The 26367-nt window shown below is 65.7% G+C and carries 31 protein-coding genes; 16 read left to right on the top strand and 15 right to left on the bottom strand.

Features of this window, described 5'->3' with window-relative positions; translation table 11 throughout:
- Window positions 1-160: 160 nt before the first annotated feature.
- Window positions 161-919 carry a flagellar type III secretion system pore protein FliP gene (gene fliP / locus GA0061099_RS32985; RefSeq protein ID WP_036027911.1) on the bottom strand — a complete coding sequence of 253 codons (759 nt, stop codon included), beginning with the start codon at window positions 917-919 and terminating at the stop codon, window positions 161-163.
- Window positions 916-1890 (bottom strand): flagellar biosynthetic protein FliO, encoded by a 975-nt coding sequence (locus GA0061099_RS32980; protein WP_074448247.1) that lies wholly within the window; start codon window positions 1888-1890, stop codon window positions 916-918. Before GA0061099_RS32980 ends, fliP begins: the two co-directional genes overlap by 4 nt.
- Window positions 1891-2241: 351 nt before the next feature.
- Between GA0061099_RS32980 and flgB the strand changes: the two genes are divergently transcribed.
- The 10 genes from flgB to GA0061099_RS32930 all read left to right on the top strand — a co-directional run bounded on the left by flgB (window position 2242) and on the right by GA0061099_RS32930 (window position 11474).
- Complete coding sequence (flgB, locus tag GA0061099_RS32975) at window positions 2242-2646, top strand: flagellar basal body rod protein FlgB (RefSeq protein WP_036027908.1); 405 nt, start codon at window positions 2242-2244, stop codon at window positions 2644-2646.
- Between the two features lie 19 nt (window positions 2647-2665).
- Window positions 2666-3091 carry a flagellar basal body rod protein FlgC gene (flgC, locus tag GA0061099_RS32970; protein WP_036013073.1) on the top strand — a complete coding sequence of 142 codons (426 nt, stop codon included), beginning with the start codon at window positions 2666-2668 and terminating at the stop codon, window positions 3089-3091.
- Between the two features lie 16 nt (window positions 3092-3107).
- The gene (fliE, locus tag GA0061099_RS32965; RefSeq protein ID WP_036027907.1) at window positions 3108-3422 is read left to right on the top strand and encodes a flagellar hook-basal body complex protein FliE; all 315 of its coding nucleotides are present in this window, start codon (window positions 3108-3110) and stop codon (window positions 3420-3422) included.
- 141 nt (window positions 3423-3563) lie between these two features.
- On the top strand, window positions 3564-3827 hold the full coding sequence (gene fliQ, locus GA0061099_RS32960) for a flagellar biosynthesis protein FliQ (RefSeq protein WP_025037372.1): 264 nt from the start codon (window positions 3564-3566) through the stop codon (window positions 3825-3827).
- A gap of 17 nt (window positions 3828-3844) precedes the next feature.
- Window positions 3845-4615: a flagellar biosynthetic protein FliR gene (gene fliR / locus GA0061099_RS32955; RefSeq protein ID WP_036027906.1), complete on the top strand. Its 771-nt coding sequence runs from the start codon at window positions 3845-3847 to the stop codon at window positions 4613-4615.
- A gap of 13 nt (window positions 4616-4628) precedes the next feature.
- A complete protein-coding gene (gene flhB, locus GA0061099_RS32950; protein ID WP_036027905.1) occupies window positions 4629-5708 on the top strand; it encodes a flagellar biosynthesis protein FlhB in 1080 nt (359 codons plus the stop codon).
- Between the two features lie 155 nt (window positions 5709-5863).
- Window positions 5864-8452 carry a cell cycle histidine kinase CckA gene (gene cckA, locus GA0061099_RS32945; protein WP_036027904.1) on the top strand — a complete coding sequence of 863 codons (2589 nt, stop codon included), beginning with the start codon at window positions 5864-5866 and terminating at the stop codon, window positions 8450-8452.
- Between the two features lie 230 nt (window positions 8453-8682).
- Window positions 8683-9696 (top strand): Tim44 domain-containing protein, encoded by a 1014-nt coding sequence (locus GA0061099_RS32940; RefSeq protein WP_036027903.1) that lies wholly within the window; start codon window positions 8683-8685, stop codon window positions 9694-9696.
- A gap of 140 nt (window positions 9697-9836) precedes the next feature.
- Window positions 9837-10517: a lectin gene (locus GA0061099_RS32935; protein ID WP_036013064.1), complete on the top strand. Its 681-nt coding sequence runs from the start codon at window positions 9837-9839 to the stop codon at window positions 10515-10517.
- Between the two features lie 249 nt (window positions 10518-10766).
- Window positions 10767-11474, top strand: coding sequence for a glutathione S-transferase (locus GA0061099_RS32930; protein WP_036027902.1), 708 nt, complete (start codon window positions 10767-10769; stop codon window positions 11472-11474).
- Window positions 11475-11496: 22 nt separating this feature from the next.
- Here the strand turns inward: GA0061099_RS32930 and GA0061099_RS32925 are convergent, their stop codons facing one another.
- The 3 genes from GA0061099_RS32925 to GA0061099_RS32920 form a co-directional block, all read right to left on the bottom strand.
- A complete protein-coding gene (locus GA0061099_RS32925) occupies window positions 11497-12171 on the bottom strand; it encodes a methyltransferase family protein (protein ID WP_036027901.1) in 675 nt (224 codons plus the stop codon).
- A 116-nt stretch (window positions 12172-12287) separates the two neighbouring features.
- Window positions 12288-12461 carry a hypothetical protein gene (locus GA0061099_RS41515; protein WP_167361693.1) on the bottom strand — a complete coding sequence of 58 codons (174 nt, stop codon included), beginning with the start codon at window positions 12459-12461 and terminating at the stop codon, window positions 12288-12290.
- Between the two features lie 301 nt (window positions 12462-12762).
- Window positions 12763-13236, bottom strand: coding sequence for a hypothetical protein (locus GA0061099_RS32920; protein ID WP_036027900.1), 474 nt, complete (start codon window positions 13234-13236; stop codon window positions 12763-12765).
- 211 nt (window positions 13237-13447) lie between these two features.
- On the opposite strand from GA0061099_RS32920, the gene GA0061099_RS32915 reads away from it, so the two are divergent.
- Window positions 13448-15103, top strand: a complete 1656-nt coding sequence (locus GA0061099_RS32915) for a fumarate hydratase (protein WP_036027899.1) — start codon at window positions 13448-13450, stop codon at window positions 15101-15103.
- Between the two features lie 196 nt (window positions 15104-15299).
- Here the strand turns inward: GA0061099_RS32915 and GA0061099_RS32910 are convergent, their stop codons facing one another.
- The 5 genes from GA0061099_RS32910 to GA0061099_RS32890 form a co-directional block, all read right to left on the bottom strand.
- Window positions 15300-16220: an SH3 domain-containing protein gene (locus GA0061099_RS32910; RefSeq protein WP_036027898.1), complete on the bottom strand. Its 921-nt coding sequence runs from the start codon at window positions 16218-16220 to the stop codon at window positions 15300-15302.
- A 17-nt stretch (window positions 16221-16237) separates the two neighbouring features.
- Window positions 16238-16534 (bottom strand): hypothetical protein, encoded by a 297-nt coding sequence (locus GA0061099_RS32905; RefSeq protein WP_036013050.1) that lies wholly within the window; start codon window positions 16532-16534, stop codon window positions 16238-16240.
- 105 nt (window positions 16535-16639) lie between these two features.
- Complete coding sequence (locus GA0061099_RS32900) at window positions 16640-17194, bottom strand: inner membrane-spanning protein YciB (protein WP_036013049.1); 555 nt, start codon at window positions 17192-17194, stop codon at window positions 16640-16642.
- 225 nt (window positions 17195-17419) lie between these two features.
- Window positions 17420-17677: a hypothetical protein gene (locus GA0061099_RS32895; protein WP_338060696.1), complete on the bottom strand. Its 258-nt coding sequence runs from the start codon at window positions 17675-17677 to the stop codon at window positions 17420-17422.
- A 77-nt stretch (window positions 17678-17754) separates the two neighbouring features.
- Window positions 17755-19152: a carotenoid oxygenase family protein gene (locus tag GA0061099_RS32890; RefSeq protein WP_036027896.1), complete on the bottom strand. Its 1398-nt coding sequence runs from the start codon at window positions 19150-19152 to the stop codon at window positions 17755-17757.
- A gap of 106 nt (window positions 19153-19258) precedes the next feature.
- Here GA0061099_RS32890 and GA0061099_RS32885 point away from each other — a divergent pair, with 106 nt between their 5' ends.
- Window positions 19259-19990 carry a TetR/AcrR family transcriptional regulator gene (locus tag GA0061099_RS32885; protein WP_036027895.1) on the top strand — a complete coding sequence of 244 codons (732 nt, stop codon included), beginning with the start codon at window positions 19259-19261 and terminating at the stop codon, window positions 19988-19990.
- Window positions 19991-20038: 48 nt separating this feature from the next.
- Window positions 20039-20518 (top strand): DUF6321 domain-containing protein, encoded by a 480-nt coding sequence (locus GA0061099_RS32880; protein ID WP_036027894.1) that lies wholly within the window; start codon window positions 20039-20041, stop codon window positions 20516-20518.
- Window position 20519: 1 nt separating this feature from the next.
- Here GA0061099_RS32880 and GA0061099_RS32875 read toward each other — a convergent pair whose 3' ends face one another.
- Complete coding sequence (locus GA0061099_RS32875) at window positions 20520-21125, bottom strand: hypothetical protein (protein ID WP_036027893.1); 606 nt, start codon at window positions 21123-21125, stop codon at window positions 20520-20522.
- A 164-nt stretch (window positions 21126-21289) separates the two neighbouring features.
- Here GA0061099_RS32875 and GA0061099_RS32870 point away from each other — a divergent pair, with 164 nt between their 5' ends.
- Window positions 21290-21853, top strand: coding sequence for an SET domain-containing protein (locus GA0061099_RS32870; protein WP_036027910.1), 564 nt, complete (start codon window positions 21290-21292; stop codon window positions 21851-21853).
- A gap of 23 nt (window positions 21854-21876) precedes the next feature.
- Here the strand turns inward: GA0061099_RS32870 and GA0061099_RS40490 are convergent, their stop codons facing one another.
- The 3 genes from GA0061099_RS40490 to GA0061099_RS32860 all read right to left on the bottom strand — a co-directional run bounded on the left by GA0061099_RS40490 (window position 21877) and on the right by GA0061099_RS32860 (window position 23638).
- Complete coding sequence (locus GA0061099_RS40490; protein ID WP_141697703.1) at window positions 21877-22152, bottom strand: hypothetical protein; 276 nt, start codon at window positions 22150-22152, stop codon at window positions 21877-21879.
- A gap of 822 nt (window positions 22153-22974) precedes the next feature.
- Complete coding sequence (locus tag GA0061099_RS32865; protein WP_036027891.1) at window positions 22975-23373, bottom strand: hypothetical protein; 399 nt, start codon at window positions 23371-23373, stop codon at window positions 22975-22977.
- Window positions 23374-23407: 34 nt separating this feature from the next.
- Window positions 23408-23638, bottom strand: coding sequence for a hypothetical protein (locus GA0061099_RS32860; RefSeq protein ID WP_192893150.1), 231 nt, complete (start codon window positions 23636-23638; stop codon window positions 23408-23410).
- A 100-nt stretch (window positions 23639-23738) separates the two neighbouring features.
- Between GA0061099_RS32860 and GA0061099_RS32855 the strand changes: the two genes are divergently transcribed.
- The gene (locus tag GA0061099_RS32855; RefSeq protein ID WP_036027889.1) at window positions 23739-24560 is read left to right on the top strand and encodes a helix-turn-helix domain-containing protein; all 822 of its coding nucleotides are present in this window, start codon (window positions 23739-23741) and stop codon (window positions 24558-24560) included.
- A 40-nt stretch (window positions 24561-24600) separates the two neighbouring features.
- Window positions 24601-25425 carry a helix-turn-helix domain-containing protein gene (locus GA0061099_RS32850; RefSeq protein ID WP_074448246.1) on the top strand — a complete coding sequence of 275 codons (825 nt, stop codon included), beginning with the start codon at window positions 24601-24603 and terminating at the stop codon, window positions 25423-25425.
- Here the strand turns inward: GA0061099_RS32850 and GA0061099_RS32845 are convergent.
- Window positions 25413-26213 carry a thioesterase family protein gene (locus GA0061099_RS32845; protein ID WP_036027880.1) on the bottom strand — a complete coding sequence of 267 codons (801 nt, stop codon included), beginning with the start codon at window positions 26211-26213 and terminating at the stop codon, window positions 25413-25415. The two genes, GA0061099_RS32850 and GA0061099_RS32845, sit on opposite strands and share 13 nt — an antisense overlap.
- Window positions 26214-26367: the final 154 nt, after the last annotated feature.

Below are 26367 nucleotides of genomic sequence, written 5' to 3'. Positions count from 1 at the left end.
TGACCGCGCCACAAACTCGTCATTGCGAGCGCAGCGAAGCAATCCAGACTCTTTCCGCGGCGGCAGTCTGGATTGCTTCGTCGCAAGGGCTCCTCGCAATGACGAGGAGGGAGCGGGGGCTGCCGCTGAGAGCGGCAAGGACGCAGCAGCGAACGAAGCCTTACCCCCCGTAACTCTGCACCAGGCTCCCCGCCACCAGCGACCAGCCGTCGACCAGCACGAAGAAGATCAGCTTGAACGGCAGCGAGATCGTCGCCGGTGGCAGCATCATCATGCCCATCGACATCAGCACGGAGGCGACGACGAGGTCTATGATCAGGAACGGCAGGAACAACAGGAAGCCGATCTCGAAGGCGCGCTTCAGCTCGGAGATCATGAAGGCGGGGACGAGGATGCGTAAGGCGAGATCGTCGGGCGTGGCCGGCGGCGCCTCGCCGGAGAGATCCAGGAACAGCTTCAGGTCCTTTTCGCGCACGTTCTTCTGCATGAAGCCGCGCAGCGGCACGGAGGCGCGCTGGAACGCGTCCTCGACGCCGATCTGGTTGGCGACGAGCGGGCGGATGCCCTCGTCGTAGGATTTCTGCAGCACCGGGCCCATCACGAAGAAGGTGAGGAACATCGCGAGCGCGATGATCACCGAGTTCGGCGGGGCGGTCGCAGTGCCCATCGCGGTGCGCAGCAGCGACAGCACCACCACGATGCGGGTGAACGACGTCATCATGATCAGGATCGACGGGGCGATCGAGAGCACCGTGAGCAGCGCGATCAGCTGGATCGCGCGCTCGGTGACGCCGCCGCCACCGGCGCCGCCGCCGAGATTGATGCTGATGTCCTGGGCATGCGACGGCATTGCGAGCGAAGCCGCGCCGACCAGGACAGAAAGGAAAAGAACTCTACGCGGGAGGGCGGGCAACCTCACGAAGACGGCTTCGGACGGCCGAGCAGGGAGGCCATCTCGTCTTCGAGATTTTCAAAGCTGGTCTTTTCCGCAGCCGGCTTCGCCGGCGCAGCGGGCGGTGCCGGCGGCTCGCTGCGGGCGGCGCGCGCCGGAGCGGGCGGCGGCTCCGGCGCAACCGGAGGCGCGACCGTTTCCCCGGCCGGGCGGCGCAGGGCAGCCTCGAGCCGCTGCGCCATTTCGGCGAGATTCTGCTCGGCGCTCGAGGGCGCGGCAGCCGCTGCCGGCGGCGGAACGGGCGCAGCCTGCGGCACGGGCGGAGGAGGAGGTGGTGCAGCGGCGCGCTCGGCCCGCACCGGCGGCATCTTCATCGGCTCACTGCCGCGCGGCGGACGCGGCATCAGCGGCGGCTCGCCGCGGGCGATGCGCGGCGGCAGCGGCTCGGGCCGCGGTTCGCGCTCGGGACGTGGCGCGATCGGCTCCGGCGTAAAGCCGCCCAGAGCCGGCTCGCTGCGGCGTTCGGCCAGTGCAGGCGCAGGCCGGCGCACCTCGTCGGCGAAGGATGGCCGCGCGGGCCGCGGCGGCGGCTCGGGCATTTGCGGTTCGGGATGATCGAGCAGCTCGGGCCGCGGCGCTTCGTCGGCCCAGCCGCCGGCATCGGGCATGGGGGCAAGGCGCGGCGGTTCGGCGGCACTCGGACGTTGCGGGATCTGGTCGCGGCTGGGCGCGGCGCGAACGATGTTGGGCTCGACAACGATGTCGGTTGGGCCGCCGATCATCAGCAGATGCTCGACATTGTCGCGCCGGACCAGCACCAGGCGGCGCCGGCCGTCGACCGCGGCGGCGTCGATCACGGCGAGCCGGGGCATCCGGCCGCGCTGGGTGTTGGCGCCGATGCGGCTACCGGCGAATCGGCGAACCAGCCATGCAGCGACGCCGATCAACGCCAGAACGACGATGAACGCGACGATGAAGGTGATAGGGCTGCCTTGCATACTTGTCCCCGACAAATGGCGCTTTTTTCGTGCCCATGGTCAGTCGAATCGACCACCGGCGGACGATGCCCCAAACTGCGATTTCTTAACGTTCCACGGCAAGTTTTGCCGTCCCCAACTCTTAATAACCCATGAATCGCCCGATCCAAAACGACTTCTTGCCCTGTGCACGTCTCGCCAAACGGCTGGGTTAATGCCACTTTTCGCGGCGTCGAATGGCGGGGCGCAAGAATCAGTTTCGGCTGGGGACATGCATCACGACCCGTCCTTAACCAGCTGTTAACCATACAGGCGGCAAATTCTGCCTAGCGGCGGTCCCTAGGGTCCGTCGGGGCGGAGGGAGCCGCGACGATGTCCATCAACGATATTCCGGAACTGTCGGTGCTTCGCACCAAGATGCAGTGGCATCAGGAGCGCCAGCGCGTCCTGTCCGAGAACGTCTCCAATTCCGACACGCCGAAATTCCGGCCGCGCGACCTGGTCGAGCCGAAGTTCGACAAGGCCGGCGCCGTCACGGGGTCCATGGGGCCCTTGGTCCTGACCCGGACCAGCGCCTCGCATTTGGCGCCGTCGGGGGCCGCTTCCGCCTTCGACCAGAACAAGAATGCGGGTTTCGAGACCCGCCCCGCCGGCAATGCCGTCAATCTCGAGGAGGAGATGATGAAGGCCGCCAGCAACCAGATGGACTACGCCGCGGTGACCTCGCTCTATTCGAAGAGCCTGCGCCTGCTCAAGACCGCGATCGGCAAAGGTTAGGCCCTAAAGGAGGCGGATCATGGCAAATGACAGCAGCGACTTCGCCCGCTCCATGGCAATCGCGACCTCGGGCCTGCGCGCGCAGGCCGGCCGCATGCGGGTGATCTCGGAGAACATCGCGAATGCGGATTCGACGGCGCAGACCGCCGGCGGCGATCCCTACCGGCGCAAGGTGCCGACCTTCTCATCCGCGCTCGACCGCACGCTCGACGCGCAGGTCGTCACCCTCGGCAGGATCAAGCCCGACCAGTCCGCCTTCCGCGTCAGATACGAGCCGAACAATCCGGCTGCGGATGCCAGCGGCAACGTCAAATATCCCAACGTGAACTCGGTGGTGGAGATGACCGACATGCGCGACGCGCAGCGGTCCTACGAGGCCAACCTCAACATCATCAGTGCGACGCGCCGGATGATCCAGCGCACGCTCGACATCCTCAAGAGCTGAACAGGACATTTGAGCCATGGCATCACCGACAATTGCCGCCAATGCTTACGCCAGCCTCGCCCGCGTGCTGGAGAACACCGGCACCGGCGCCGGCAAAGGCAGCGAACCGAACGGCCAATCCTTCGCCGCGCTGCTGAAGGACGCCGTCGGCAGCGTCGTGGAATCCGGCCGCAAGTCCGACGCGCAGACGGTCGCAATGGCCGCCGGCAAGGCCAACGTGATGGACGTGGTTACGGCGGTCGCAGACACCGATGTCGCGGTGTCCACGCTGGTCTCGGTCCGCGACCGCGTCATCGCGGCCTATGAAGACATCATGAAGATGCCGATCTGATGCGCGCCGTCATTCCGGGGCGCGACGAAGTCGCGAGCCCGGAATCCATGGTGCGACCAACGCTGCGGCTAAATGGATTCCGGGTTCTCGCTTCGCGAGCCCCGGAATGACGACAAACAATTTCAGAGTGAGAACTCCCAAATGACCGGACCCGAGACCCTCGACGTCGCGCGCGATGCGATCTGGACCATCGTGATCGTGTCGTCGCCGCTGATGGTGGTCGGCCTCGTGGTCGGCGTCATCGTGTCGCTGTTCCAGGCGCTGACGCAGATCCAGGAGCAGACGCTGATCTACGTGCCGAAGATCCTCGCCATCTTTGCCACGATGCTGTTGGCGCTGCCGTTCATGGCCGATTCGATGCACGCCCACATGCTGCGGATATCGTCGCGAATCATAGGCGGCTGAGGCACTATGCGTGAATTATGCGCATCGACGTCTCGCTGCTGCCGGCGCTCGCCGCTTCCTTCATGCTCGCCTTCGCCCGGGTCGGCGCGATGGTGATGCTGCTGCCCGGCCTCGGCGAGACCAACATCCCGACGCGGATCAAGCTGTCGATCGCGCTGCTGCTCACGCTGATCATCCTGCCGCTGCATCGCAACGCCTATCAGGTCGACATGGGCTCGCTGGCGCCGCTGCTGGTGCTGATGCTGCATGAGATCGCGATCGGCATCGTGCTCGGCGCGACCGCGCGCGTGACTTTGTCGGCGCTCCAGGTTGCGGGATCCGTGATCGCGCAGCAGATGGGGCTCGGCTTCGTCACCTCGGTCGATCCGACGCAGGGCCAGCAGGGCGTGCTGGTCGGCAACTTCCTGACCATGCTGGGCGTGACGCTGCTGTTTGCCACCGACAGCCATCATCTGGTGATCGCGGCGCTGAACGACAGCTACACGATCTTCTCGCCGGGCGAGACCGTGTCGAGCGGCGACGTCGCCTCGCTTGCGACGCGTGCCTTCGCCGCCGCGTTCCGCCTCGGCTTGCAGCTCTCCGGGCCGTTCCTGGTGTTCGGCCTCGTCTTCAATATCGGACTGGGCGTGCTGGCGCGGCTGATGCCGCAGATGCAGGTCTATTTCGTCGGCGTGCCGCTGTCGATCTTCGCGGGCTTCCTGGTGCTTGCCGTGGTGCTCACCGCGATGATGGGCACCTTTCTCGACTACTTCATCGGTGTCATGCACCAGATGATGCCGCTCAGGTGAGGGGGATCGATCGGTGGCCGAAGACAACGATCCCGAAAGTCAAACAGAAGACCCGACGCAAAAGCGCCTCGACGATGCGCTCGAACGCGGCGACGTCGCCAAGAGCCAGGAGATCAACACCTGGTTCATGATGGCAGGCGGCACGCTCGTCGTCTCCACCTTCTCGGGCTCGGTCGGCAGCGGGCTGCTGACGCCGATGCGCAACCTGCTTGCCAATTCCTGGATGATCAAGACCGACGGCAAGGCCCTGCTCGCGCTGATGGAGCAGATCGAGCTCGCCGTGCTTGCCGCGATCGGCGTGCCCCTGTTGATGCTGGTGCTGGCGGCCATCGCCGGCAACATGCTGCAGCACCGGCTGGTTTGGTCGGCCGAATCCCTGAAACCCAAGTTCAACAAGATTTCGCCGGGCGCCGGCTTCAAACGCATCTTCGGCAAACAGGCGGCGGCCAATTTTCTCAAGGGCATCGGCAAGCTGGTCGCCTTGGCCGTGGTCATGACCATGATCCTGTGGCCGGAGCGGCACCGCATGGAGGCGATGGTCAGGCTCGATCCGGCCGCCATGCTCGGCGCCAGCACCAGCATGACCATCCAACTGCTCGGCGCGGTGGTCGCCGCGCTCGCGATCGTCGCCATCGCCGACTATTTCTTCCAGTACCGAAGCTGGTTCCAGCGGCAGAAGATGTCGCTCCAGGAGATCAAGGAAGAGTACAAGCAGTCCGAAGGCGACCCCCACATCAAAGGCAAGATCAGGCAGCTGCGGCAGCAGCGCGCCAAGAAGCGCATGATGGCGGCGGTTCCCAAGGCCTCCGTGATCATCACCAACCCAACCCACTATTCGGTGGCGCTGTCCTACGAGCGCGGCATGACCGCGCCGATCTGCGTCGCCAAGGGCGTCGACAATCTCGCCTTCAAGATCCGGGAGATCGCGCGCGAGCACGACATCCCGATCGTGGAGAACGTGCCGCTGGCCCGCGCGCTCTACGCCACGGTGGACATCGACCAGGAGATCCCGACCGAGCACTACCATGCCGTCGCCGAAGTCATCGGCTACGTCATGCGCCTGAAGCGCGGATTCAGCGCCGGGCGGGGATAAGATGCCCGAAAAGAACCGGAAATGGCCGTAATCTGGGAATCAGCGTACCTTTTGCCGCTGCTGCCCTTGCACCTCAGGGTCCGATTCAGGCAGGGAGGACCCCACGCGCCCGGTGGCGCGTTGATTCTCTGCCGACAGGCTGCGCCAGCTCGAGAATGACCGCCGAGACCGACCACGACCTCACACGCGAGCCCGTTGCGGCGCACGAGCCGTCGCCGCGCTCGGGCAGCATTGCGCTGGTGCTGCTGGTGGCCGCCGGCCTCGTCGCCGTGGCCGTCGGGCTGATGACGCTCGGGCGCGCGCAGGCGCAGCCCTATATCCTCGGCATCCTCGCCGTGCTGGCAATGGTCGGCCTGTTCAACCTGTTCGCCTTCGCCGCCGGCATCATCCGCTTCGCCGACCGCAATCTCGACGATCCCGTCATCGGCCGCATCTCCGATCACGCCTTCGACGGCCTCGCGGTCACCGACGCGCGCGGACACGTGGTCTATTCCAATGCCGCCTATCTGACGCTGACCGGCGCCACCGGACCGCAGGACGTGCGCCCGGTGGAGCGAGTCTTCATCGGCAACCCCGACGTCTCGGAAGCCGTGTTCCGGCTGCTCAAGGCCGCGCGCGAGGGCAAGCGGCAGCAGGAAGAGGTGCGCATCTCCGGCCATGACGGCAATCAGGGCCGCTGGCTGCGCATGCGCGTGCGCCCGCTCGGCACCGGCAAGCGCGAGGCGAAATACGCGGTGTGGTCGATCGCCGACATCACGCGCGACCGCGAACGCCAGGAGGACGTGTTCCAGGAGCTCCAGCACGCGATCGAATATCTCGATCACGCCCCGTGCGGCTTCTTCTCGGTCAATCCGGCCGGCGAGCTCGCCTATGTCAACGCGACATTGGCGAACTGGCTCGACTACGACCTCGCCGAGATCGGCTCCGGCGGCCTGAAGCTCACCGATATCGTCTCCGGCGACGGCGCTTCGCTCTTGACCTCGATCGTGGCGGTGCCGGGCGAGGTGAAGACCGAGGTGTTCGACATCGACCTGCGCATGCGCACCGGCAAGACCATGCCGGTGCGGCTCTATCACAAGCTCGCCTTCGGCGCCGACGGCGCGCCGGGGCCCTCGCGCACGCTCGTGATCAGCCGCGCCCGCGACGAGCGCAGCGACCCTGATCGTGCCGCCGAAGTGCGCTTCATGCGCTTCTTCGACCACACGCCGATGGCGATCGCGACCGTCGATCGCGCCGGCAACGTGGTGCGCGCCAATGCGCGCTACGCCAAGCTCAGTCAGGCGCTGGGGCTCGACACCTCTTCCAAGTCGATCTTCCGCGCGGTCAATTCGCGCGACCGGCACCTCCTGATCGCGGCCATCAACCAGGCCGCCGAAGGCAAGGCCGATATCGCGCCGGTCGAGGTGGCGCTGGAAGGGTCCAAGGAACGCTGGGGCCAGTTCTTCGTGACGCCGGTCGATTCGGCCGAGACCGAGGCGGAAGCCGCCATCGTGCACATGCTCGAGACCACCGAGCGGCGCGCGCTGGAAAACCAGATCAACCAGTCGCAGAAGATGGAGACGGTCGGCCAGCTCGCCGGCGGCATCGCCCACGACTTCAACAACGTGCTGTCCGCCATCATGATGGCGAACGACTTCCTGCTGAACGCGCACAAGCCGACCGACCCGTCGTTCCAGGACATCATGCAGATCAAGCAGAACGCAACGCGCGCCGCCACCCTGGTGCGGCAGTTGCTGGCGTTCTCGCGGCGGCAGACGCTGCGGCCGCAGGTGCTCGATCTCGGCGACGCGCTGTCCGATCTCACCATGCTGCTGCGGCGGCTGATCGGCGAGAAGGTCAAGCTCGACCTCGTCCACGGCCGCGACCTCTGGCCGGTGAAGGTCGACGTCTCCCAGTTCGAGCAGGTGATCGTCAACCTCGCGGTGAACGCGCGCGACGCCATGCCTGACGGCGGCAAGCTGATCATCCGCACCGCCAACGTCACCAGCGACGATTCGGGCAAGCTCGCCTACAAGGGCATGCCCGCCGCGGATTATGTCCGCATCGAGGTCGCCGACACCGGCACCGGCATCCCCGCCGACATCCGCGACAAGATCTTCGAGCCGTTCTTCTCGACGAAAGAGGTCGGCAAGGGCACGGGCCTCGGGCTCTCCACCGTCTACGGCATCGTCAAGCAGACCGGCGGCTTCATCTACGTCGATTCCGAGCCGGGGCAGGGCACCTCGTTCCACATCTTCCTGCCGCGCCACATCGCCGAACCGGAGGTGCAGGTCGAGCAGCCCGCAGCCGCAATCGGCGCGACCAGCGACGCCGCGAAGGAAGCCGCGCCCCCCGCGGCGGCAGAGGCGAAGCCGCGTACCGACCTCACCGGGCAGGGCACCATCCTGCTGGTCGAGGACGAGGAGGGCCTGCGCGCGCTCAATGCCCGCGGCCTGCGCTCGCGTGGCTACACCGTGGTCGAGGCCGAGAATGGCGTCGAGGCCATGGAGGTGCTGGACGAGCAAAGTGGCGCGATCGATCTCGTCGTCTCCGACGTCGTCATGCCGGAGATGGACGGCCCGACGCTGTTGAAGGCCATGCGCGAGAAGAACCCCGACATCAAGTTCATCTTCGTCTCCGGCTATGCCGAGGATGCCTTCGAGAAGAGCCTGCCCGAAGGCCAGCAGTTCGACTTCCTGCCAAAGCCCTTCACGCTCAGCCAGCTGGTCGCGGCGGTGAAGGAGACGATGACGAAGCAGGGGTGAGACCTGCCGCTCTCCTCGCAATGACGGCTGGTGGGCCAGCTCGGCTCGCGGACCCGGGTAAAAGCGGAAATCGGGTCGTAAACCCGGCGGTAAGCATCCTCCAATGGTTCCCGTAAAACCCCTGTCATATATGGGCTTTTGCCACATCCCCGCGACTGAGGGCCGCAGCCGCAAGTTCCGAAACCGGCTTCACTTTTGGGGAAGTCTGACCATCTTAGGGGCACGTCCCCATGCCGGGGATTTGGGAAACGCACATGACTTTCTCGCTTCGCTCCCGGAAATTCTTCAACACGATCGCCGTCGTGCTGGCGCTTGCGCTGCCGACCGCGCTGACGATCTCGTCGGCCGACGCCCGCGCGGGTGGCGGCATGTCGTCCGGTTCGCGCGGTACGCGCTCCTATTCGGCGCCGCCGTCGACCACGACCGCACCCGGCTCGGCCTCGCAGTTCAACCGCACCTACACCCAGCCGGGCGCAGGCATGAACTCGGCCGCGACCGCGCCGGCGCGCGGCGGCCTGTTTGGCCGCGCCGGCGGCTTCATGGGCGGCCTTGCGGCCGGCTTCCTCGGCGCCGGCCTGCTCGGCATGCTGTTCGGTGGCGGCCTGTTCGGCGGCCTCGGCGGCCTGTCCTCGATCATCGGCCTGATCATCCAGATCGCGCTGGTGGTGCTCGTGGTCCGGCTGGCAATGTCCTGGTGGCAGCGCCGTCACACTCCGCGGGCGGCTTACGCCAATGTTGAGGCCGGCGCAGCGCCCGGACCGCAGACGAACTATCGCAGCGGTCTCGGTGGTGGCCTTGGTGGCGGCCTCGGTGGCTTCGGCTTCGGCGCCAACAACGCGCCGCTCGAGATCAAGCCGGACGACTATGAGGCGTTCGAGCGCCTGCTCGGCGACGTCCAGGCCGCCTGGTCGAACGAGGACGTGGCCAAGCTGCACACGCTCGCGACGCCGGAAATGGTCTCCTATTTCGAGCAGGACCTCGCCCAGAACCGCGCCCGCAACGTGGTCAACAAGGTCACGGAAGTGAAGCTGTTGCAGGGCGACCTCGCGGAAGCCTGGCGCGAAGGCGAGACCGACTATGCCACGGTGGCGCTGCGCTTCGCGCTCACCGACAAGACGGTGGATCGCAACACCGGCGCAATCGTCGCCGGCAGCGAGCAGCCGGGCGAGGCGACCGAGATCTGGACCTTCGCCCGCCGGCCGGGCACAGGCTGGGAATTGTCAGCGATTCAGCAGACCAACTGATCGCGGACGAGATGAGGAACCAGGGCGTCGTGCTTCGGCACGGCGCCCTTTTCTTTTGGGCCTCTCGCAGCACGGCATCGGAATAAGCGGGGGCGCCTCGGGTTGAAGTCAGGCGGCGAACAAAACGTTGGGAGGACAGGATGATCCGTATCGAGAAATCCATGACGATTTCCGGTGTTGCGCTGGCTATTGTCTTGCTTGCTGCCCCATCGGCGCAAGCGCAGTCGGCCGACATGACCTTTTTCGTGACCTCCAACGGCCCCGGCAAGGGCGCCGATCTCGGCGGCCTCGAAGGAGCCGACGCGCAATGCCAGAAGCTTGCACAAGCCGCCGGGGCCGGCACCAAGACTTGGCGCGCCTATCTGTCGACGCAGGCCGCCGACGGCAAGCCGGCCGTCAACGCTAAGGATCGCATCGGCAAGGGGCCGTGGCAGAACGCCAAGGGCACGGTGATCGCCAAGGACGTCGCCGAGCTGCACGGCGCAACGAACAATCTCACCAAGCAGACCGCGCTCAGCGAAAAGGGCGAGGTCATCAATGGTGCCGGCGACCAGCCGAACCGGCACGACATCCTCACGGGATCGCAACCGGACGGCACCGCGTTTGCCGGGCCGGACGATCGCACCTGCAAGAACTGGACGTCGAGCACGCAAGGCGCTGCGATGGTCGGCCATTTCGATCGCCGGGGTCTGCGCGACGACGAGCCCTCGAAATCCTGGAATAGCTCTCACCCCTCGCGCGGGCCCGACGGCGGCTGCTCGCAGGCCGATTTGAAGACCACCGGCGGCGATGGTCTGCTGTACTGCTTCGCGGCGAATTGAGACGCTGAGTTCTCTCCACCGTCGGAGCTCTCTCCATTCGTCATCGCGAGGAGCTCTTGCGACGAAGCAATCCAGAGTGTCCCCGCGGAGGCATTTCTGGATTGCTTCCGCCTTCGCCAAGCCTTCGGCGGACAAGTCGCTTGCGCTCGCAATAACGGCGTATGTTGAACCGCCGTTCCGCCTCACGCTGACGGAACCTTCAGCCACGTGCTACATTGGTCCGATCGCCTCCACGCTCACGGACCCCCCATGACATACGAGCTCTACTACTGGCCCGAGATCCAGGGCCGCGGCGAATATGTGCGGCTGGCGCTGGAGGAGGCGGGTGCCGCTTACGTCGATGTCGCGCGCGGTCCGCGCGGATCGGCCGCGATGATGAAGATGATGGATGCGCAGAAGGGCACGCCGCCCTTTGCGCCGCCGTTCCTGAAGGCGGGCAAGCTCGTCATCGGCCAGACCGCCAACATCCTGCTCTATCTCGGCTCCCGCCATGGGCTTGCGCCGAAGACGGAGGCCGGCAGGCTCTGGGTGCACCAGCTTCAGCTCACGATCACCGACTTCGTCGTCGAGATCCACGACACCCATCATCCGCTCGGGCCCTCGCTCTATTATGAGGATCAGAAGGCGCCGGCGAAGAAGCGCACGGCCGACTTCTGGGACGAGCGCGTGCCGAAATATCTCGGCTATTTCGAGCGGCTCCTCGCCGGGAGCGGCGGCATTTACGTGACGGGCCGGCGCCTGACCTATGTCGATCTCTCGCTGTTCCAGCTCGTCGATGGGCTGCGTTATGCTTTCCCCAAGCGCATGAAGGCGTTCGAGAAGGATGTCCCGGGCCTCGTCGGCCTGCACGACCGCATCGCCGCACGGCCCAACATCCAGGCCTATCTCGCAAGCGAGCGCCGCATTCCCTTCAACGAGCAGGGCATCTTCCGCCGCTATCGCGAGCTGGACCGATAGCGGCTTCGTGCAGTTGGCGCGTTCACCAGACGCCGGGGATGAGGCGATGGCGCACCCGCGCCGTGTAATCGGTGTAGCCGGGCAGACCCTCGCGCAGCGTGCGCTCCTCGATCGGAATGCGGACCGCGAGCAAGGCGAGGAGAAGCGGCATCATCGCAAGTCCCCACCACGATCCCAGCAGCAACGGCACGCCGGTGAAGAACAGGATCATGCCGCTGTACATGGGATGGCGGACATAGGCATAGGGTCCGGTCGAGATCACGTGCTGCGCGCGCTCGGCTTGCAGCTTCACCACGGGCGCGGCGAACGAGTTCTCGCGGAACACCCACATGGTGAACAGTGTCGAGCCCAGGAACAGCCCGAGTCCGAGCACCTGCAACGCCGTCGACATGTCAGAGGATCGAACACGCCGGTCGAGCCCCATCAGGACAAGCCAGGCCAGGATGGCGACGATGAACAGCGCCATGAACATCTTGTCGGCGGCGGGCTGATCCTTTTGCAGCACCGGCCGCAGGCGTTCGGCGAGCAGCGCCGGATCGGTCCGGTAGAGCCACCAGCCGCAGAGTGGGCCGAGCAGGGCGGAGGTTGCGAGGAAGGCCCAGGCCGACGGCCAATGCAGCGTCCCCGCGCACGCGAACAGCAGCGCGCCCATGCCGACGACGAACACCGTGTTCCGCAATAGCAGCCGTGCGAACATGCGCAGGTCCCGAGTGAACGGCGCATGATCCTGGTGCAGCTATCCGGCAAAGATGCGGCCGGACACGCCAAAAGCCCGATCGACCGGATCGGGCGCTTCGGTCTCGGGACGCCTGATCAGGCGAGCTGATCGATCCGCGTGCCCTGACCCGGCGGCAGCGGCGCCGGCGGCTGCGGCTTGAAGGTCGGATTCTCGTCCTTGACCTTGGTCTGATCGTCCTGCGGCTTGGTCGTGTCGTAGTTCGGAACCACGATCGCGATCGGCGGGGGCGCAACGGTAGAAACCTTCATCCGCAAATCCTCACACATGGAAACAATCAAGCCTGCCCTGCGAGGAGCGAAATTTCCTTCAAGCCAATCGTTAAAATGTGAGGGAATTGGCGCGGTGAAGGCTGTCCACGCGTGGCATCCGCAAACCGAGACGACGAGGCCTCTCCCCGTCATTGCGAGGAGCCCTTGCGACGAAGCAATCCAGACTGCTTCCGCGGATACAGACTGGATTGCTTCGCTGCGCTCGCAATGACGGAGTATGCGGCGGACGCCATCGCGCGATACGCACCCCGCAAGGGTGCGGAAAGAGCTGGCGCGTGCCCTATTCGTCCTTGCCGCGCGTGATGGCGATGGACGCCTCTGTCTTGGTGCGGGTGCATTCCATGTTGAGCCGGCGGTAGCGCATGGTGACCTTGTCGCCGCGCAATAGACCCATCCGCTTCAGGCAGCGCGTCGCGCCCGTCGTGGTGTCGTCCTTGGTCACGGTGAAGACGATCGCCGCCATCGAGCCGACCAGCGCGTAGAATTCCGGCTTCGGCTTGCGATCACCCTTGGCGTAGAGCTCGATGGAATATTTGTCGCCGCGGCAACCCACGGACAGCTCCTTGGCCGCCGGGTGCGTGAGATAGACGACGTTGGCGGCGCGGAAATTCACCTTGAGGCGATCGACCTGGCTCGCCAGCTCCTTGGCGCTGTCGTCGCAGCGATCGGCGCGGGCAGGCGAAGCGAGAGCCACAAGGCCGGTGAGGGCGGCGGCGACCAGGATCGCGCCGCGGACGTTCAAGTTCAATGTCATGATGAAAAGCCCCTTAGGTCACGCATTCAAGCGTCGGCGGACGCGAATCGCAAGGGTGGGCAGAGGCATTTCCACGAGCTGTGCCAATGCCTTCCGTGCCGAACCTACCCCTCCCATGCGCACCGCTCCCTTTCTTTTCTGGCTAGAATGCGCTTAGAACGCTTCTATGCCGAGAGGCCCGCCACGGCCCCAAAACCCCGAGATTTGCCCCATGAACGCTCCCACCGCCTTCCCCGACCAGTCCAAGCCCGTTCCGCCCTACAAGCACACCCCGCTGTTCCCGCTGGGCAAGGACGAGACGCCCTATAAGAAGATTTCGTCCGAGGGCGTCAGGGTCGAGAAGGTGCTCGGCAAGGACATGCTGGTGGTGTCGCGCGAGGCGCTGCGGGCGCTGTCGGAGGCGGCCTTTGGCGACATCAACCACTATCTGCGCCCCGGCCATCTGAAGCAGCTCCGCGCGATCCTCGAGGACGGCGAGGCGAGCCCGAACGACAAGTTCGTCGCTCTGGACTTCCTCAAGAACGCCAATATCGCGGCTGGCGGCGTGCTGCCGATGTGCCAGGACACCGGCACCGCGATCATCATGGGCAAGAAGGGCTGCAACGTCATCACCGACGGTGACGACGAGGCGGCGCTGTCCGAAGGCGCGCGTGACGCCTACCTGCGCCGCAATTTGCGCTACTCGCAGGTCGCGCCGCTCTCGATGTACGAGGAGAAGAACACCGCCAACAACATGCCGGCGCAGTGCGAGATCTACGCCGAGGGCGATGACGCCTACAAGTTCATGTTCATGGCCAAGGGCGGCGGCTCCGCCAACAAGAGCTTCCTGTTCCAGGCCACGCCCTCGGTGCTGACCAAGGACCGGCTGCTCGCGTTCCTGAAGGAAAAGATCCTCACCCTCGGCACCGCCGCGTGCCCGCCTTATCACCTCGCCATCGTGATCGGCGGCACCTCGGCCGAGCTGTGCATGAAGACGGTGAAGCTCGCTTCGGCGCGCTATCTCGATGCGTTGCCGACGCACGGCTCGCCCGACGGCAACGCCTTCCGCGACGTCGAGATGGAGAAGGAAATCCACAAGATGACGCAGAGCCTGGGAGTGGGTGCGCAGTTCGGCGGCAAGTATTTCTGCCACGACGTGCGGGTGATCCGCATGCCGCGCCACGGCGCCTCGCTGCCGATCGGGCTTGGCGTGTCCTGCTCGGCCGACCGCCAGGTGCTCGGCAAGATCACCAGGGACGGCGTCTATCTCGAGGAGCTCGAGCACAATCCCGCGCAATACCTGCCGCAGGTCGAAGAGTCGCTCGGCGGCGAGGTCGTCAAGATCGACCTCAACCAGCCGATGAAGGACATTCTGGCGACGTTCTCGAAATATCCGATCAAGACGCGGGTCTCGATGACGGGCACCATGATCGTCGCGCGCGATAGCGCCCACGCCAAGCTGCGCGAACGGCTGGAGAAGGGCGAGCCGCTGCCGGACTATTTCAAGAACCATCCGGTCTATTATGCCGGCCCCGCCAAGACGCCCGAGGGCTACGCCTCCGGCGCGTTCGGTCCGACCACCGCGGGCCGTATGGATTCCTTCGTCGACCAGTTCCAGGCTGCCGGCGGCTCGATGGTGATGGTCGCCAAGGGCAACCGCGCCCCTAGCGTGCGGGAGGCCTGCAAGAAATACGGCGGCTTCTATCTCGGCTCGATCGGCGGCGCCGCGGCGAACCTCGCCGAGCACTGCATCAAGAAGGTCGAGGTGCTCGAATATCCCGAGCTCGGCATGGAAGCGATCTGGCGCATCGAGGTCGTCGATTTTCCGGCGTTCATCATCATCGACGACAAGGGCAACGACTTCTTCAAGGAGTTGAATTTGGGCTAGTTGCTTCACCCGCACGCGCGCGGGGGAAGATGCTCGTGCCGTAACAATGATCGTCATGCCCGGGCTTGTCCCGCCTGCGCGGCCGAAGCCGCTTCGGCGAGGCGAAGGCCCGGGCATCCACGTTCTTAGTGCCGCAAAGAAGCCGTGGATGGCTGAACAACAAGCCCGGCCATGACGAAGCCAATGCTTCAGCGCCTCAACTGCAATTCGTGACCTGGTTGGAGCACAGCGCGCGCCACCAGCCGCGGACGCCGTCGTGGCTCTCGACCAGACCCCAGAGCCCACTGCAGGCGAAGATGCGCTTCGGGCCGCCGTCGGTGTCGAGCGGCCCGCCGAGCTCGCGCTGGGCCGGCATCCATTTGGCATCGATGAAGGGCGCCTGAAACAGCCCGCCCATGCGCGTGGTGCCATTGGCATAGTTCGCGCCGACCTTGTTCGAGGCGACCCAGCCGCGCCCGGCATAGGGCCTCGGCGCGCTGCGCGGATATCGCGTCTCGTCCTCATAGTCCTTGCCCGGCGGCCTCGCGTCTTCGATCAGGAACCAGCCGTCCCTGAAGCCGATGATGCGGAATTCGGTCAGCCAGCCGCCCTCGGGCGTGTTCTCGGCGCCGCCGAGCCTCAGCCGGTAGGGCGGCGGCAATGTGCCAAGCACGCGCGCCTTGATCGACGGCTCGGCGCGCACGTTGAGGCCGCTGGAATCCTTGTCGATGGACCAGGCGCCGAGATCGCAGGGCTCGGTGCCAGCAGGCAGCTTTGCACGCTTGGCGGCGAGCTCGGCGTGCATCCTGGCGAAATCATTGTCGTCGTTATCAGGGGCCGGCCCGGTGCGCGGCTTCAGCTCGGCTGACGTCGCCCGCGTCGCGTCCGCCGTCAGCGTGACGACCAGAGCCTGGCGCGCCGCAAAGACGCTTCCCGGTGTCTTCGGATCGTTCGATGTCGCGGGATAGACCGCGAGATAGCCGGTCGACCCCTCGGTTCGATAAGCGGTGCCGGCAACATAGCCTGCCGGCACCAAGGCGAGCGCGCTCGCGCGCCACGCCGGTTCGTTGTCATCCGCGTGCGCTGCCTGTGCTGCGACAGACAGGATTGCCGCCGCGATGAGGAGGAGCGCACGCATCGGTGCAGCGCGCGGCTTTACGCCCGCGCGCCCGTGAAGGGGAAGCTGCCCATCGGGCCGATGCCCATCTCGCCGCTGATGCTGTCGCCGGAGACCGTGCCGGTGAATTCGAGCGTGAGCGGCATCGGCTTGTCGATCGAAACCTTCCAGGAGACGTTGTCGCCGGAGACGGTGCCGTCGAAGATCTCGGTGGTATTGCCTTCCGCGCCCTGCGTGCCCGTGAGCGTGCCGCCAGCAGCCTTCAGGCTCAGCGTCGCCTGGCGCTCGCCCATCGGCGTCGTCATGGTCAGATTCCAGTTGCCGTCTACGGCCATTCCCGTCTCCCGAACAGATTGCGGCGGTCCGCGACGATCCGCGGCCGTCCCTGGCCGAGCCTATAGCCCAACTCGCAGCTCCTGCCTAACGCTCCGGTAGGGCATTTAGGCGCGGGCAGCGGCGCGTCGGCGGTTGGTTACGATCAGCCGCAGAACGAAGTACTGCACGGCAAAAGCCAGGATCTTGGCGCCGCCTGCGACCACCATAAGATAGAACGCCCAGAGCTTCAGATCGCCGGTGGCGGCGACTGCCATCATGCCGGCGCCGATCACGAACATCAGCGCCGCCCAGGCATAGCCCGCGATGGTGACATATTCCGGGACGGTCTCGACGATGACGGGCGGCATGTAGCGCAGCATCCAGCCGCGCTTGAGCATGATCGCGCCGATCGCGAAATGTGCGATCGAGGGTTTTGCCAGCATGAAGCGCGGATCATTGGTCAGCAGCGTGATACCGCCGAGCACGATGACCAGAGCGAGGCTCGCATAGGTCATGTAGTGGAGCGGCTGTCCCTTGAGGCGCGCATAGAGCACCTGCGCGAACGCGCCGGCAATCGCCACCGCCGTTGCGAGGATCACGTTGTCGGTGAGGAGATAGACGGCCAGGAAGATGATAACGGAGAGGAGGTCGGAGGCGAGGCGGGCGAATACGTCCTTCATCGTCATTCCTGTTTCGCGGTCGTGGGCAGGGCGCAGACTGCCGCACCCTACTTGATCCGGCGATGCCCGGCATATCAATTTGTGAAGACAACCGCGCTGGTACGAGATGGCGCATGGCAGCCTACCGACCAGAATGCCAGGCTAGGACCAGCAGCGCAGGATTCGGAACCGCAACAAGCAGAGCGCGATGCGCGAGACAGGGAGCCGCGCCGGACCACCCGTCTCTTACAATGTCAAGACGACGTAAACGACCTCCAGAAAATGAAATGCTGCAACGAGCTGGCCGGTCATCTCGTCGACCAGCCCCGTCCAGGGCAGGCGCGACACCATGGGGAGTGCGGCGGCGAGCAGAAGGCCGGCCGCGAGCAGGACGCCGCCTTCGAAGAACGTGAGGCTGCGCCGGCGCAGTCGCATCGCCAGGAATGCAAGTGCGGCGCCGGCCGGGGCGAGGACAGCGATGGAGTCCGCGGTGATCGAGAGCATGTGCATCGGCCTTCTTTGACCACGCAATATCCACGTGGATTCCGGGATCGCGATCTCCTCGCGCCCGTTGACGAGGGCTACGCCGCGCCGACCCAATTGCCGTGGAAGCCGTCGGGGACGCGGTGGCCGAGCTGCACCAAGGCCGCGGGGCCGGCCTCGATATCGGTGGCATTGAACACGGCGAGATCGCTGCGGTTTTCCCGCGCGCGCCAGACGACCGCGAGCAACCAACCGTCGCCTTCGGCGGCATCCCTGGATCGCTCGACGAAAACAGGCTCGGAGATGGTGTCGCCGGCCGGCAGCAGGTATTGGCCGAGCCGCCTGCCGTTGCCGTCGACATGGACGATGCCTGCGAGCGCGCCGAACATCGGCAATTTCGGATTGGCACAGGCGTACCAGCCGTGACGGCTCTTCAGGCCGGCGCGGCGATCGTCGATGCGCGGGAATTCCCCGGTGAGATCGTCGAGATACGTCTGCTGGAAGCGGTCGGTATTGCCTGCGAGATCGAAGGTCCAGCGGCAATGGCGGGCGCGCGATTTCTCGGGATCGGTGGGCCGGCCGTCCGGATGCGGAAACAGCGGCGCTTCCTCGAACTGCATGACGTCGGCGACGATACGGCCCTCGTCCTCCCACGCATTCATGACATGGAAGACGTAGCAGGCTTCGGCACGAAACCAGACGATGTCCTTCGCCGTGCCGCTGCGCTTCATCACGCCGACATAGGCGCCCTTGTCCGGCTCCCAGGCATAGGGCGGCTTTCCGCTCATCGCGCGCTCCATGCTGCCCGTGATCGGCAGGATCGGAAACAGCACATGGTTCGCGGTGACGATGAAGTCGTGCACCATGCTGGCATAGGGCGCCTCAAACCGCTCGAACCGCGTCGCCTTGCCTGTTGCGTCGATCGATCCGTAGGAGAGGGCAGGCGTCAGCGGGCCCGCAGCGTTGTAGCCGAAGAACACTAGCTCGCCGGTGACGGGATCGATCTTGGGATGCGCGGTGAAACTGCCGGCGACGCGGCCCTGGTAGTTGTGATAGCCGCGCGTCGCCAGCGTGCCCGGCTCGATCTCCGTCGGCAGGTGCGCTTCTTCCAGCGCCAGCAGCTTGCCGGCGTGGAAGATGATGTTGGTGTTGGCGACGCCGCCATCGGTCAGGTTTGCCGGCGCATCCGGCAGCTTGCGGCCGAAGCCGCCGAACAGCGCGCGGCCGGCGTCGTGCTCGGCGAGCCATTTCGGCGTGCGGACCCAGCGGTTGCGGTAGCTGGCGCGCCCGTTCTCGAGATGGAAGGCGTGCAGCATCCCATCGCCGACGAACCAGTGCGCGCCGGGCGAATCGAACTGCGGATTGGGGCCGTTGCGATAGAGCGTGCCGTTCAGCTCGCGCGGCAATTCGCCGACGATCTTCAGGAAGGGCGCGTCGGCCTCGAATGGGATCGGCGCGATATTGTTGCTGCGCTCGGCCATGGCGTCGTGCTGCACGGCGAATCCTCCCTTATCTTTACATCGTAAAGATTGAGTAGACCCGATCGCAGCTTTCGTCAAGCGAAATCTTTACACTGTCAATATTGCGTCATATAGCTTGCAAATGGCCAAGACAGACACCAAGGGCGACGCGGCGCGCAGCCCGCGTGCCCTAAGAAAAACCACCTCGACCGCGGCATCGCGCACCTCGCGGCGCGCGAGAAGCGCCAAGACCGAGACGCCGTATCATCACGGCGCGCTCCGCGAAGCGCTGCTCCAGGCCGCCGAACGGGTGCTGGAGCGCGACGGGCTTGCCGGCCTGACATTGCGTGCGGTGGCGCGCGAGGCCGGCGTCTCGCATGCCGCCCCAACCCATCATTTCGGCGACCTGACGGGCCTGCTCAGCGAGCTCGCGGCCGTCGGCTTCCGCCAGTTCAACGTGGTCATGGCCGCTTCGTGCGATGCCGCCACCACGCCGCTCGAAGCCGCGCTGGCGCGGCCGAAAGCCTACATCGCCTATGCGCAGGCCCATCCCGGCATGTACGGCATCATGTTCCGCACCGAACGGCTGGACTATTCGAGGCCGTCGCTGCACGAGGCGGCCGAGGCATCTTTCGCCGGACTTGCCAATGCGATCGGCATGATGCGGCAGGAGCAGATCAGCGGCGATGCGCTGACGCTGAACCAGGGCGCGGCAATCGCGCGGGCCTGGTCGCTGGTGCACGGCTTCACCATGCTGCTGCTCGACGGACGGCTGAAGGACATTCTCGCGCGGCTGCCGGAGGGGACGACGGCGGAGCGGCTGCTCGAGACGATGCTGACGGTGCCAGTGACGCCGAAGCTTCCCGCGCCCTGATCAACAACGACGCACGCAACCCTCGTCGTGGTCATGCGTTGACGCTGCATGGCAAAGACAGCACGCACGCCCTGGAAACGCACAAATCCCCGCAAGCGGGCCGGCAAGGCATCCAAGCACCTCAGCGCCGCGCAGAAATCGGCGGCGAAAGCGCGCGCCCGCCGCGCTGGCCGCCGCTATCCCAACCTTGTGGACAACATGCGCATGGCAGCGAAGAAGAAGAGCGCCAAGACGAAGAGCTCCAAGAAGACCTCAAAGTCGAAGGCGTCGAAAGCAAAGTCGAAAACGTCAGCCAAGAAGACCCGTAAGCGCACCGCGAAGAAGGCCAAATCCCGCAAACGCAGCGCATCCGCCCGTGAACAGGATCCGCGCGGCGGCCTGACGGCGGCGGGCCGCAGAGCGTTCGCGCGCAAACAGGGGCATGCCTGGGGCGAGCCAGTTCCGAGGACGGTGGCAGAGGCGCGGCGTATCGCCGCCAAGGGCGAGCGGCTGCTTGCGCGCTATCGGCGCGTCAAGGCGAGGGGCTAATTTAGCGCATCGTGGCGAGCTCGACGGCGCGGCCGCGTGTGCCGATGATCTTGACCTCGTCCTTGCCGCAAGCGAAGCCGCGGGCGAGATCGTCGGCGGCCTTGCGCGCGAGCTCGTTGGCGTTCGGGTTGGCGATCGCGTCGACATAGGCGACGTGGCAGACCGGGCCCGGCGGCAGCCGGGTCACCACCAGCATGGCCTTGGTGTTCGGCCGCCCCTGCTTGTCGGGATCGGAATTGTCGGCGATGTGCCAGCGCTGGATGATCGCAAACGGCTTTGCGCCGGCCGCGCGCCATTCGATAGTCGTCTCGGATGAATTGAACGGGGCGAACCAGAGGTTGGCCGCGGGTTCCTCGCTTGCTGCCTTGCGGTTGCGCCCGACCGAGACGATCTCGCGAAGATCGTCCTCGGCGATCAGCACGATCAGCCCGTCCTTGCCCGGACAAACCCGCGTGCTGCTGCCGTCGAGCGCGCTGGGCTTGCCGATCTGCCGGCAATCTTTTGGTGCCGCCGAGGTGTAGCTGCTGGCCACGGATTGAGCCTCGGCGCCGCTCAGGCCAATGCAAGTCATCAGGACGGCGAAGCCAATAGTAGTGATACGGTTCATGTGAGGCTTTGGTGGAGTGGGAACTCTTCATCCCATCAGACGTCTTGATTGTGGGCAAGGTTCAAACAGAGTTGGGATATACCTGACAGCAGCACGGAATCGTTCTACAAGGGCGGCTTCGCTTGGGCTCCTCCTGCCTGGTTCGCGTTCTCATTTTCTCGATCATGCCAGCCATCTCGAACAAACCTTATCGCGTCGGCCGCTCCAAGACCGGACTCGGCCTTTTCGCCACCAAGCCGATCAAGAAGGGTACCCGGATCATCCGCTATTTCGGACCGATCCTGGATTCCAGGATTCCCGAGCAGGACGAGATCGAGAACAAATATCTGTTCGAGCTCAACGGGCGCTGGACTATCGACGGATCCGTGCGCAAGAATCTCGCGCGCTACATCAATCATTCCTGCCGGCCCAACGCGGAATCCGACGTTCGTCCGCGCGAGCGCAAGGTCTATATCCGCGCCATCAAGAACATCGAGCCGGGCGACGAGATCAACTACGATTACGGCACCGACTATTTCAAAGCCTATCTGAAGCCGATCGGCTGCAAGTGCGATTCCTGCGAGAAGAAGCGCAAGAAGCTGCGCGCCGAGGCGAGGGCCGAAGCCGCCAAGGTGAAGGCGCGGGCCGAGCGCAAGGCGCAGAAGGCGGGCGCGAAAAGCACGGCTACGAAAAAGAAGAAGCTGAACGGCAAGCACTTCCCCGGCAAGGTCGGTCGCGCCAAGGCGTAGCCTCGCGCAGCACCCACCGGCTTTCACGAGTCCCCCTGATTGATCCTCAGGCTGCCGGCTGAAATGCAGCGGAGTCTCCACCACTCCATCATTGCGAGCGAAAGCGACTTGTCCGCCGAAGCCTTGGCGAAGGCGGAAGCAATCCAGAATCCCACCGCGGAAAGACTCTGGATTGCTTCGCTGCGCTCGCAATGACGCTGTTGATACAGCGCGTTCAGATGTCGCACCGTCGCCCTGAGGCGGCCGCCTCTTCGACGGTTCTCGAAGGGCGACGGCCCGCGTGCATCGGGATCGTTCATCCTTCGAGGCTCGCTGCGCGTGCGCCTCAGGCCCCGTAGATGAATTGAGTCTTGCGAAACCCATCGCTTTTCCGCGCCACTCGCCGTACTCGCTGCCTACCGGCGAGGCGTCGGGCAAAACACCCAAAATCTGTCAATCTCGGCGCGCAAAAATATATCGCTTTTCCGAATTTCGGATTTGTGGCATGTGTTGCCTATTCCGGCCCCTGCCAGAGGGGCGCTTCGCGATCGTCACGAGATGCGGGCCGGGGTGCGGTGGACGCGGTAGCGCCGGCGCGATTTGCCTGAGGGCAGGGCGGGCAACCGTGAGTCTCAGGCGATGCGCATACGACACGGCGCGGTCAACGCGACTTGGTTGATGGTCTGGGGTGCGCACACTAAGCCCCGGGCGCCGAGGCCAAATCGTCCGCGGACGGAGAAGTCGTGTGGTCCTGACGCCCGGGGTCTGTGCGTCAAGCCTTACGGTGATGCGGCGGCCCGACCGGGTGCGCGCATCAGAAGCCGAAAGGCGACGGGGGCAATAGTGCAACGCTCCCCGAGGAGAGCACGAAGGACACCGTTAAAACCATCCGCGCAGGGAAGGCCGGGCGACCGGCAACACCTGTGGTCCACCCCGTGTGCATTTCCTTGTACACGGACTCGGGTGCCGCCGGCGCCCGGCCTTCCCTGCGCCCTCCGGCAACCGAAGGGCGCAAGCAACGAAGCAAAGCTCGGGCGAAATCCGCCGCGAGAACGCGAGGTCATGCATGCATCCGGGTACGATCCGATATGACGAAGCTTTCGCGTTCCCCGATTTTGCGCCGCGGAGCTGGCACGCCAGGATCACGCCGCCACGGCGCGCCCGCTCTTCTTCAAGCCCACATATTGCAGCTCGGCGAACACGCCGGTGGCGATGGCTTGCGCGACGACCATGAGCTGGCCGGCGAGATTCGGCGACACCGCGCCCGAGAGCAGCAGCGCGATGCTGCCGACGGTCCAGGCGGCGTTGCCGATCACGACCAGCAGCACCAGCGATTTCGCGACCGTGGCCCGCGAGGCGAGCCAGCCGACCAGGGCGGTGTAGGCGATCAGGAACAGGCCGGTCTCGCGCAGCAGCGCTTCGGGCAGGTTGAACAGCGCTGCGAACGCGGTCGCGCCGAAGGTGAAGCCGAGCGCGGCGACGCCGCTGAATATGGCGTCGGCGAAGAGGGCGCGGCGCAGGAAGGTGGATGCATCGATCATCTCAGGGTCTCCTTGGTTGGGCTGGGGTGGAACTTTAGCGCCGCCCGCGCCACCAGGCGCGGAGCAGACGGGCGAGCCGGAACGGGCAGAGGCTCCTGCCGACGCCGTGCTCGAAGGCGATGACCTGCGCGACGACATAGTCGCCGGTCGAATGCAGCAGCGGCTCCGGCATGTTGAGGCTGCGCGCCAGCATCCGCGTTGCGAACGCCATGGCCCAGGGCAAGACGTGGTCTGCGACGGTCCGGTAGAGCAGCAACGCGATCATGGTCATCTCCTGTTGCGACCCAAGATGCGCGTGCTCGTCCCCCAATTCGATTACCTCGGTGGTAATGGAAGCGCCTAAATCGGCGTGCTAGCTTTTGACCATGAACGCACATGCATCCACCGCACGCACCGAACGCAGCCAGCCGGTCCATATCGGCGACCATTTGCGCGAATGGCGGCAGCGCCGCCGCATGAGTCAGCTCGATCTCGCCGGCGAAGCCGACATCTCGGCGCGGCATTTGAGCTTCGTCGAGACCGGTCGCGCCACGCCCTCGCGCGACATGGTACTCAGGCTCGCCGAGCGGCTCGACGTGCCCTTGCGCGAACGCAACGTGCTGCTGGTCGCAGCCGGTTTCGCACCGGCCTTTCCGCAGCGCCCCTTGGAGGATCCCGCCTTGAAATCAGCCCGTGCGGCGATCGACCTCGTCTTGAAAGCGCATGAGCCCAATCCGGCGCTCGCGGTGGACCGGCACTGGAACCTGGTCTCCGCCAACCGCATGGTGGCGCCGCTGCTCGATGGCATCCCGCAGCATCTGCTCGGCCAGCCGGTCAACGTGCTGCGGCTGGCCTTCCATCCCGAGGCGCTGGCACCGCGCACGGTCAATCTCGCCGAATGGTGCGGGCACCTCCTGGAGCGGCTGCATCGGCAGTGCGAGGCGACAGCCGATCCGGAGCTGATCAAGCTCTACAATGATCTGAAGAGCTATCCGATTCCAGCGCGCTCGGCCCCGCTGCCAGCCGACAACGTCGCGATCCCGTTCAAGCTGCGGCATGGCGGGGAGATCCTCAGCTTCTTCTCCACCACCATGGTGTTCGGCACGCCGGTCGACATCACCCTGTCGGAGTTGGCGCTGGAGACGTTCTTTCCGGCGGACGAGCGCACCGCCGAACGGCTGAAGCAGATGGCGGCCGGGCTGCGCTAGCGCCGTTTACAGGACGGAGCAGCGCTCGCATAATCGGCGGATGGACACACGCGCGTTCCGGCGATTGCGGCCGGCCAATCCCGTCGGTGATCTCCTGCGCCGCTGGCGCACCCGTCGTGCATTGAGCCAGGCGGAGCTGGCGTTCGAGGCCGGCATTTCGATCAAGCATCTGAGCTATGTCGAGACCGGGAAGGCGGCGGCAAGCCGGGACATCCTGCTGCAGCTCGCCTCGGCGCTCGATCTGTCGTTGCGTGATCGCAATGCGCTGCTCGAGGCCGGCGGCTTCGCGCGGCAATATGGCGAGCGCGATCTGTCGGCGCCGGAGCTTGCCGAGGCGCGGCGTGCCATCGATCTTCTGCTTCTCCGTCACGAGCCGTTCCCGGCGATCGTCACCGACCGGCGCTGGAACGTGATGCAGGCCAATCGCGCCGCCTCGCGCCTGATGACCATGCTGCTTGGCCCTCTACGCATGCAGCGGCCGCTCAACCACATGCGCATGTTCCTCGCTCCCGACGAGCTCAAGCCGTTCGTCGAGAACTGGCCGATTGTTGCGGCCGCGCTGCTGACGCGGGCGCGGCATGAGGCAATGGCCGCGCCGCTCGACGAGGCCCTGCAATCGACCTGGCGCGAATTGATGCGGCTGCCGCAGCTGCCTGCGCCGTCGACCGAGGACAACGCCGCCCCGGGGCCGCTGTGCGAGGTGCGGCTGCGCAAGGGCGATATCGGCATTGGTCTGATCGGTGCCGTGCTGACGCTCGGCACCCCCCAGGACGTCACGCTGCAGGAGCTTCGCGTCGAGATGTTCATGCCTGTTGATGCCCCCTCCGAGGCCGCCTTGGTCGCGCTTGCAGATCAGGACGCTTGAGCCTGCACGGCTTCGCGCCGCTCGAAGCTCATGGCCTGCATCACCTCCGCGAACGGCCCGTTACAGTCACTCAGTGTCGCCGTGGTGAGGCCCGCGCCATGGGCGCCGACGCGCGTCGCGGCGCGGATCAGGATCCATTCGCCCTCAGGCGGACGGAAGAAATAGAGGCTGATTTCCGGGTTGATGAAGGTCCAGCTGCGCATGTCGACGATCTGCGCGACGCCGCTGGAGAAGTCCGCGGCCTGCACCGCCTGGAGCAGCGGCGTGTTCGGCTCGCCCTCGACCAGCGGCGCATCGAGCCGCATCCAGGCCGCGGCCGGGCCCGGCTTCTCCAGCGCGCCCTCAATGAGCCGCACCGACACGTTCTGGAAATAACGGCTCCATTTCTGCGCGAAGGCGGGCGGCGGGCTGCCGGCCTCGGGGCACTTGTCGACGGGCGTGGGCCTCGCGAACGGATCGATGGGCGACTCGCCGCTCGGCGCCGTCAGCAGCGCCGTGCAGCGGCCGATCTCGGTCTCGCCGTCCATCAGCCGCACCTGCAGGGTCTTGGCCTTGCGACCGTCGCGCAGCAGCTCGCTGACCGCCCTGAACAGGCGCAGGCCCGCCGGCCGCCACAGATCGAAGGTCAGGCGCCGCACAGCAAAGCCGGATCTGGCGGCGAGGCGCTCGACCTCACGGGTCATCAGCGCGGTGGTGGCGCTTCCCTGCAGCATGTCCGGCGACCACGGCCCGCCGGCATGCTCGGTGGCCCGGAACAGTTCGCCGTCCGGCTTGAAAATGGCGCTCATCGCGGTCTCCCCTTTGGGCTTGATTGTGGCCGTAAGTATCGTGGCCGTAAGTATCGGGGCGGGGAGAACCGGTCACAATAACCGCAGAGGTGAAGTCGTGAGCCATGCAGGACGGGTGCCTTGCGCCGCCCCCGGTTCGGCTTATGTTCGGGCG

Origin of the sequence: Bradyrhizobium yuanmingense (genome assembly GCF_900094575.1) — a bacterium.
GTDB lineage: Bacteria > Pseudomonadota > Alphaproteobacteria > Rhizobiales > Xanthobacteraceae > Bradyrhizobium > Bradyrhizobium yuanmingense.
Note: the sequence above shows the minus strand (reverse complement) of the source record. Positions and strands in the feature narration are given on the sequence as shown.